Origin of the sequence: Saccharomonospora iraqiensis subsp. iraqiensis (genome assembly GCF_000430445.1) — a bacterium.
Taxonomy (GTDB): Bacteria; Actinomycetota; Actinomycetes; order Mycobacteriales; family Pseudonocardiaceae; genus Saccharomonospora; species Saccharomonospora iraqiensis.
In genome coordinates this window covers 28,426-35,257 of sequence record NZ_KE387129.1, presented here as the reverse complement: position 1 = coordinate 35,257, position 6,832 = coordinate 28,426, and the positions used below count along the sequence as shown (strand labels likewise).

Genomic DNA, 6,832 nt, shown 5'->3' with positions numbered 1-6,832 from the left:
CGCCGCACCGACCCGGGTCCGCGCCACGGTCGCGAACGCGCGCGCCAGACCGGTGAGCGAGAACGCGAACAGCGGGGCGCCGCAGCCGTCGACGGCGGTGGCGGCGATCGGCTCGCCGGTGAGCTCGGTGACGGTGTCCGCGATCGTGCGTTGCAGCGGGTGGGCCGGATCGGTGTAGTCCGCCGTGGACCAACCCCGCCGCACACACGTGGCGAGCATCCCCGCGTGCTTGCCCGAGCAGTTCATCGCCGCCCGGCGTGGCTCGGGCGGGCAGCGCAGGTCCTCCTCACCGAGGCCCGCGGCCGACAGCAGGGTCAACGCCCGGTCGACGTGGCCGGGTTCGCCGGTGTGCGAGGCGGCCACGAGGGCCAGGTCGGTGTCGTCGACCTCCAGCCCGGCACGCAGCATCCCCAGCGCCTGGAACGGCTTGTTCGCCGACCGGGCGAAGACCGGGCTCGTCACGTCGCCGAGTGCCGCGCGGACGGAACCGTCGGGGGCGGTGACGAGGAGCGCGCCCCGGTGGACGCTCTCCAACACACCCGAGCGCACCACCTCCACCAGTACCGGGTTGTCCCGGAACCGCGTCACGCGCGGCCTCCTTCCCCGTCCGGGGCACCGGAGCCGCCCGCGGTGCCGCGTTCGTCGGCCAGCAGGTCGTCCACCGAGGCGCTGCCCTGCGCGTACCGGCGGGCCATCTCGGCGTTGAAGGCGTCCACCACCGCCTGCACCTCCCGGCGCCGCTGCGAGACCGAGCGCTCCTGCTCCCGGTAGCTGGCCAGCGTGTCGGTCAGGGTGTCGTCGGACAGCGCCGTGACGTCGGACAGGTCGGCGTCGCCCACCAGGGCCTCGGCCCTGCGCCGGTAGGCGCCCGCCCGCGACGGTTCGAGCGTCTGGTGCCTGCCCGAGCCGGTGGCGGGGCCGAGCGCGTTGTCCGCGAGGATCGCGGCCAGTTGATCCACCACGCTGGTCGTTGTGCCCGAGGTGCGGCGCTCCTGCTCGGCGCGCACGATGTCGATGCGGGCGTGCAGCAGCCGGCGCAGGTACGACAGGTCGGTCTCCTCCTGGGCCGCCTCGTCCCGGCGGGAGCGCAGGGTGGACATCGGCAACCGGTCGATCCCGCGTGCATAGTCGTCGGCGAGGACACGGTCGATGCGACGGCGTCCCCCCGGCCGGACTTCGATCACGTGATCATCCTGCTCTACGACAGGCCGGACACGCCAGTGCCCGGCGACCGTGTCACCCGGGATCCGCACTCACCCACGCAGCCGCTGCGCCGCCTGGCGGCCCGGTGCGACGTGCTCGGCGGGGACCGAGTCGGGGTCCACGGCGGCCTGCACGGCGCGGTCCTGCTCGGGATCGCCCGCGCGCAGCTCGGCGTCGGCCGGTACGGACCGCTTGAGCAGGGCCAGCGCCACCGGGCCCAGTTCGTGGTGCTCGGCCACGCTGCCGACCCGGCCGACCGTGCGGTCCCCGTGCAGCACCGGGTCACCCGTCTCGGGGTAGATCTCCGGGGATCCGTCCAGGTGCAGCAGCACCATCCGGCGCGGCGGTTTGCCCACGTTGTGTACCTTGGCCACGGTCTCCTGGCCGCGGTAGCAGCCCTTCGCCACGTGCGCCGCGGTGTCGATCCAGTTCACCTCGTGCGGGATCGCGCGGTCGTCGGTGTCCACGCCGAAGCGCGGGCGCAGCGACTCGACCCGCAGCGCGTCGAAGGCCCACACACCCGCGGGCCGGGCGCCCGCGTCGGTGATCCGTTGCCACCACCGGGCCAGTTCGGCGCGGGGCACCAGCAGGTCCACCGCCGACCGGCCGGGCCACGGCATCCGGCGGGCCAGCCCGCCGTCCGCCAGCGGCGTGACCGCGTACGGGGCGTCGTCGACCGTGATCCCGAGCGCGTCGAGCACCCGGGGGACATCCGGCCCCAACAGGCTGAGCACCGCCAGGTCGGCGGTGGCGTCGGCGACCTCCACCTGGGACCAGAACTTCATGGCCTCCAGGTAGTCGCGCAGCGGCTGCCTGCCGCCCTTCGGCAGGGCGCTGGTGGCCTCGGCCCCCGGGTCGCTGTCCAGGTACACGGTTTCGCCGGTGTGCGCGACGACCATGTGCGTGTCGATCCGGCCCCAGCTGTCCAGCACCAGCGCCTCGGTGCCCGTGTCGTCGGGCAGCCCGGAGACGTGCTGGGACAGCACCAGGTGCAGCCAGGACAGCCGTTCGGGGCCGCCGACCGTGAGCACCTCCCGGTGCGAGCGGTCCACCACGGCCACACCGCGCACGGCGGTGCGTTGCTCGCCGAACGGGTCCCCCCAGTGCCAGGGGACGCCCTGTTCGGGGTGATCGTCGGGGGTGGCCACGGCACCGGAGAGACCGAGCAGCGGGGACTCATACGCCATGCCCCGATCGTATGCGGCGCGCGCCCCCGGCGGCCTCATGGCGTGGCCGGGGCGTGGCGGATGGGTACCGTGGTCGCATGCGCGTGCTCGCCTTCCTCGACGGGACCCTGGCCGATCCGGACCGTCCGCAGATCCGTGTCGACGACCTCGGGCTGCTGCGCGGGGACGGCATCTTCGAGACGGTGCTCGTGGTCGACGGCGTGCCGCGGGAGCTCGGTGCGCACCTGGACCGGCTGGCCCGGTCGGCGGCCATGCTCGACCTGCCCGAGCCGGACCGGGCGGCGTGGGAGCGCGCCGTGCGGCTGGTGGTGGAGAACTGGACCGGGCCGGACGAGATCGCGGTGAAGCTGGTCTACACCCGGGGCGCCGAAGGCGACCCGGATGCCGAGCCGGTCGGCTACGCCCTGGGTATGGACATCGCCGAGCCGGTGCGGGCCGCGCGGGTCGACGGGGTGGCGGCGGTGCGCCTGGACCGGGGGTTCGGACCGGAGCTCGCCGAACGGGCCCCGTGGCTGCTGCTGGGGGCGAAGACGCTGTCCTACGGGGTGAACATGGCCGCGTTGCGGGAGGCGGCCCGGCGCGGTGCCGACGACGTGGTGTTCACCGCGACCGACGGCTCGGTGCTGGAGGGGCCGACGTCCACCGTGGTCCTGGTGCGCGGCGGCACGCTGTACACCCCGCCGCCGACCGTCGGGATCCTGCCCGGCACGACCCAGCGTGCCGTCTTCCGGGCCGCGGAGGCGGCCGGGTGGGCGACGAAGATCGAGCCGATCGCCGCGGAGGAGCTGTTCACGGCCGACGCGGTGCTGCTGGCGTCGTCGGTGCGCAAGCTCACCCGGGTGCACACCCTGGACGGGACACCGTTGCCGGACGGGACCGGGCCGCATGCCGAGCTGGCCGAGGCGTACGAACGGCAGTACCGCTGAGGCGCTGAGTCACGGCCCCGGCGGGCGACCGGCGGATGTGGCGGCGCACGACCACGCTCCCCGACGGCTCAGCCGACGCGGTGCAGTGATCAGCCGACGCGGTGCGGTGATCAGCCGACGCGGTGCGGTGATCAGCCGACGATGCGGTGCAGCAGCGCGGAACAGTGCGGGGTCATCTCGTGCCCCATCATCGCGCGCTCCTCGACCCAGCCGAGGTCGCCGTTGTTGACGATGCCGTAGAGCCGCTTGGCCGCGGTGACCTCCTTGGCGCTGGCGGAGCGCACCACGGCGTCGGTGCCCAGCTCCCAGGCGCTCTGGCTCTTCGGCTTGCCGTAGTACAGCTCCACGAAGCCGGTGGAGTGGGTCAGCAGCAGCTCGATCGTGTCGTCGGGCTGCGGGCGCCAGAAGCCGGTCTCCCGTGCGGCGGGCCGCAGCACCTCGCCCTCGTCGTCGAGCAGCCACGCCCGGGCCTCGTGGTAGAGGAACGGCCTGCCGTCGTGGGCGATGGTGAGCTGCTGCGCGAAGCGGTACGAGCGCTCCATCGTTGGGTAGCTGACCTCGCCCTCGCCGCGCCACACGCCGACGAGCGGCAGCAGGGCCAGGCAGGCGTCGTTCAGGTTCTCGCCCTGGCGCAGGTTGGCCGTGTCACCGGGGATGGGCAGGTCGTCGAGCTGCGGGATGTTGCGTGTCCCCGTCACCTCGGCCCGCTGGGCGGCGGCACGGACGGCCTCGTCACCGCTGGTCATCGAACTCTCTCGGCTCAGCGCTGGTCGGAGTACAGCCGGTAGACCACGTAGCCGCCGAACCACGTGGTCGCGACGATGGCCAGGACCAGCAGCGTCGTAAAGATAATCTCCACGCCCGCAGGATAACCCGCCCCACCCCACACAAAAGCCCCCCGGTACCCACGTCACACCGCCCGTGGTTTGCCGTGAAGGGCACTTTCCCTGCGCTCGGCGCAGCGAGGGGCACTTTCCCTGCGTCGGATGCAGGGAAAGTGCCCCTCACGGCAACACCCGGGTGGGGCGGCGGGGTCAGGTGATCGGGATGGTCACCCGGTGGATGCCCGTGGAGTCGGTGGTGACCGCGGTCTCGCCGGTGCCGGTGCGGTGCAGGGCGCGCACCGTCCACGTGCCCGGGGCCGCGTAGAAGCGGAACTCCCCCTCGGGCGAGGCCTGCACCTCACCGGCGAACTCGCCGCCGGAGTCGAGCAGTCGGACGTAGGCGCCGCCGAGTGGTCCGTCGGTGCCGGTGACCGTGCCCGCCACGACCACCTGGCCGTTCGCGTCCGCGTCGGCCGCCGTGGCGTTCTGCGCGGGGGCGCCGCACCCGTCGGTCATCACTTCTCTCCCGTCTCCACCGGCACGCCGACCAGCGAGCCGTACTCGGTCCAGGAACCGTCGTAGTTCTTCACGTCGGGCAGCCCGACCAGCTCGTGCAGCGCGAACCAGGTGTGGCTGGAGCGCTCCCCGATCCGGCAGTACGCGATCGTGGGCTTCGACGTGTCCAGGCCCGCGTCCTTGTAGAGCTGTTCCAGCTCCTCGGCGGACTTGAACGTGCCGTCCTCGTTGGCGGCCTTGGACCACGGTACGTTCACCGCGCTCGGGATGTGCCCGGCGCGCTGGGCCGTCTCCTGCGGCAGGTGCGCGGGGGCGAGCAGCTTGCCGGAGAACTCGTCCGGCGAGCGCACGTCCACCAGGTTGCTGGTGTTGATCGCGTCGACGACCTCGTCCCGGAACGCGCGCAGCGTGTGGTCCTGCTCGGTGGCGGTGTAGCTGGTGCGCTCCCGCTCGACCTCGCCGGTGACCAGCTCGCGGCCGTCGAGCTCCCACTTCTTGCGGCCGCCGTCCAGCAGCTTCACACTGTCGTGCCCGTAGAGCTTGAAGTACCAGTAGGCGTAGGCGGCGAACCAGTTGTTGTTGCCGCCGTAGAGGATCACCAGGTCGTCGTTCGAGATGCCCTTGGCCGACATGAGCCTCTCGAAGCCCGCCTTGTCGACGAAGTCCCTGCGGACGGGGTCCTGCAGCTCGGTGCGCCAGTCGATGCGGACCGCGCCCGGGATGTGCCCGCCCTCGTAGGCGGTCGTGTCCTCGTCGACCTCGGCGAAGACCACACCGGGCGTGTTCAGGTTGTCCTCGGCCCACTGGGCGGTGACCAGGACGTCGTCACGGCTCATGATCGCTCTCTTTCCTCAGGATTGTCGGTGCGTTTCACTCGGAGAAGCCGGATACGGGGGTGCCCGACCGGTGCTCGCCCGGTGTCCTCAGACCCGCTCGCTGCGGGGTGTGACCCGCCGCAGGAGCAGATACACCTCGCAACCCAGACACACCGCGAACACCGCGTTGAGCAGTGCCGCGAACAGCGCGAGGGCCGTGGCGGCGAGGCCGAGCGCGGTCGGTCCGCCGACGTAACCGACGGTGCCCGCGACCGTGAACAGGAGCCCCACCCCCTGTGCGAACCGCAGGGACGCGACGGCCTCCCGGTCGTCGGTGGGGGCGAGCCGGGGCGCGACGAGCAGGCGATACAGCAGCGCGTACGGGGTGGCGGACGGGCCCGCGACCACCCCGACGGCGAACACGGCGGCCTGGGCGGCGAGCAACGGCCACCAGCCCGTGACGAGGACGGCCGCGAGGACCACCGTGGTCACGGCCGCCGCGAAGCGGGGGCCGCGCGGGTCCACGGACGCTGTCGCGGGCATCTCACCTCCGTCGGATCGGACGCCGGGCACGGATCGGCGCTACGACGGACAGAGACTGCTGCGCACGCGGCAGAGGTCGACCGGGCGTCGCCGGGTCAGCAGACGTCGGACCGGGAGGCGGTGCGTCCGCACCGGGCGATGCCGGGTCGATACCGAGGGACGCCACGTCAGCACCCGGGGACGCCGTGTCGGCACCGGGCGATGCGCCGGTACCGGGCGACGTCGCGTCAGCGGGTGCGGGGGCGTCCGGTCCACGCCGCCCAGGGTACTCAGTCGGTTCCGGAGCGGGGACCGTTTTCAGTCCGTGGGATACGGGTGTGTACCTCGACCAGGGGACGGATCGCGGACCGCAGCCGGTCGAGCTTGGGAACCCCGGAGACCCGCAGCAGTTCCCCGCCGTCGGCCGTGTAGGCGATCGTGGTCGGCGTGCGGAGGATGCCGAGGGTCTCGGCGATCTCCGGACGGTCGGTGACGTCGAGGTCCACGTGCTCCAGTCCCGGCACGGAATCCGCGAGTGCGCGCAGCGTGGCGCGGGTGTGCCGGCACGGGGCGCAGAAGGTGGTCGAGATCTGCACGAGGGTGATGCCGTCGTCGGCGAGTGCGTCGGTGACGGGAGTGGGCAGGTCGTCGGTCCGTCCGGCGTCGGCCCGGGCAGTACCGTCCCACCCGGTGTCGTCCCACCCGGTGTCGTCCCGCCCGGTGTCGTCCCGCCCGGTGTCGGGCGGTTCGCTGCCGGTCGGTCCGGTCGGCCCGGTGGGGCGGTCGACGTCGGAACCCCCGGGCCCGCTCCCGGGCGCACCGGGGGCGCCTGCGGGTGT

Annotated in this window: 9 protein-coding genes; 1 reads left to right on the top strand and 8 read right to left on the bottom strand. The window is 73.0% G+C overall.

The genetic code is table 11. The features are described 5' to 3' along the window. The 3 genes from ACTIR_RS24420 to ygfZ all read right to left on the bottom strand — a co-directional run. Nucleotides 1–588 (bottom strand): asparaginase (locus ACTIR_RS24420; protein ID WP_161629654.1); only part of this gene is annotated, 588 nt, incomplete at its 3' end. After that, the gene (locus ACTIR_RS0119220; RefSeq protein ID WP_026455490.1) at nt 585–1,184 is read right to left on the bottom strand and encodes an RsiG family protein; all 600 of its coding nucleotides are present in this window, start codon (nt 1,182–1,184) and stop codon (nt 585–587) included. The genes ACTIR_RS24420 and ACTIR_RS0119220, both read right to left, overlap by 4 nt. Before the next feature lie 69 nt (nt 1,185–1,253). Continuing rightward, complete coding sequence (ygfZ, locus tag ACTIR_RS0119215; RefSeq protein WP_026455489.1) at nt 1,254–2,390, bottom strand: CAF17-like 4Fe-4S cluster assembly/insertion protein YgfZ; 1,137 nt, start codon at nt 2,388–2,390, stop codon at nt 1,254–1,256. Nucleotides 2,391–2,467: 77 nt separating this feature from the next. Between ygfZ and ACTIR_RS0119210 the strand changes: the two genes are divergently transcribed. After that, the gene (locus ACTIR_RS0119210; RefSeq protein ID WP_026455488.1) at nt 2,468–3,316 is read left to right on the top strand and encodes an aminodeoxychorismate lyase; all 849 of its coding nucleotides are present in this window, start codon (nt 2,468–2,470) and stop codon (nt 3,314–3,316) included. Between the two features lie 131 nt (nt 3,317–3,447). On the opposite strand, the gene ACTIR_RS0119205 is transcribed toward ACTIR_RS0119210, so the two are convergent. The 5 genes from ACTIR_RS0119205 to ACTIR_RS25590 form a co-directional block, all read right to left on the bottom strand. Beyond that, a complete protein-coding gene (locus ACTIR_RS0119205) occupies nt 3,448–4,062 on the bottom strand; it encodes a heme-binding beta-barrel domain-containing protein (protein ID WP_026455487.1) in 615 nt (204 codons plus the stop codon). A gap of 288 nt (nt 4,063–4,350) precedes the next feature. Further along, nucleotides 4,351–4,656 (bottom strand): DUF1416 domain-containing protein, encoded by a 306-nt coding sequence (locus tag ACTIR_RS0119195; protein ID WP_026455486.1) that lies wholly within the window; start codon nt 4,654–4,656, stop codon nt 4,351–4,353. Next, nucleotides 4,656–5,492 carry a sulfurtransferase gene (locus ACTIR_RS0119190; protein WP_026455485.1) on the bottom strand — a complete coding sequence of 279 codons (837 nt, stop codon included), beginning with the start codon at nt 5,490–5,492 and terminating at the stop codon, nt 4,656–4,658. The genes ACTIR_RS0119195 and ACTIR_RS0119190 overlap by 1 nt, the downstream gene beginning before the upstream one ends. Nucleotides 5,493–5,579: 87 nt before the next feature. Next, nucleotides 5,580–6,014 carry a DUF4395 domain-containing protein gene (locus ACTIR_RS0119185; RefSeq protein WP_026455484.1) on the bottom strand — a complete coding sequence of 145 codons (435 nt, stop codon included), beginning with the start codon at nt 6,012–6,014 and terminating at the stop codon, nt 5,580–5,582. Nucleotides 6,015–6,283: 269 nt separating this feature from the next. Next, on the bottom strand, nt 6,284–6,832 hold a 549-nt coding region (locus ACTIR_RS25590; protein ID WP_052583957.1), incomplete at its 5' end, for a thioredoxin family protein.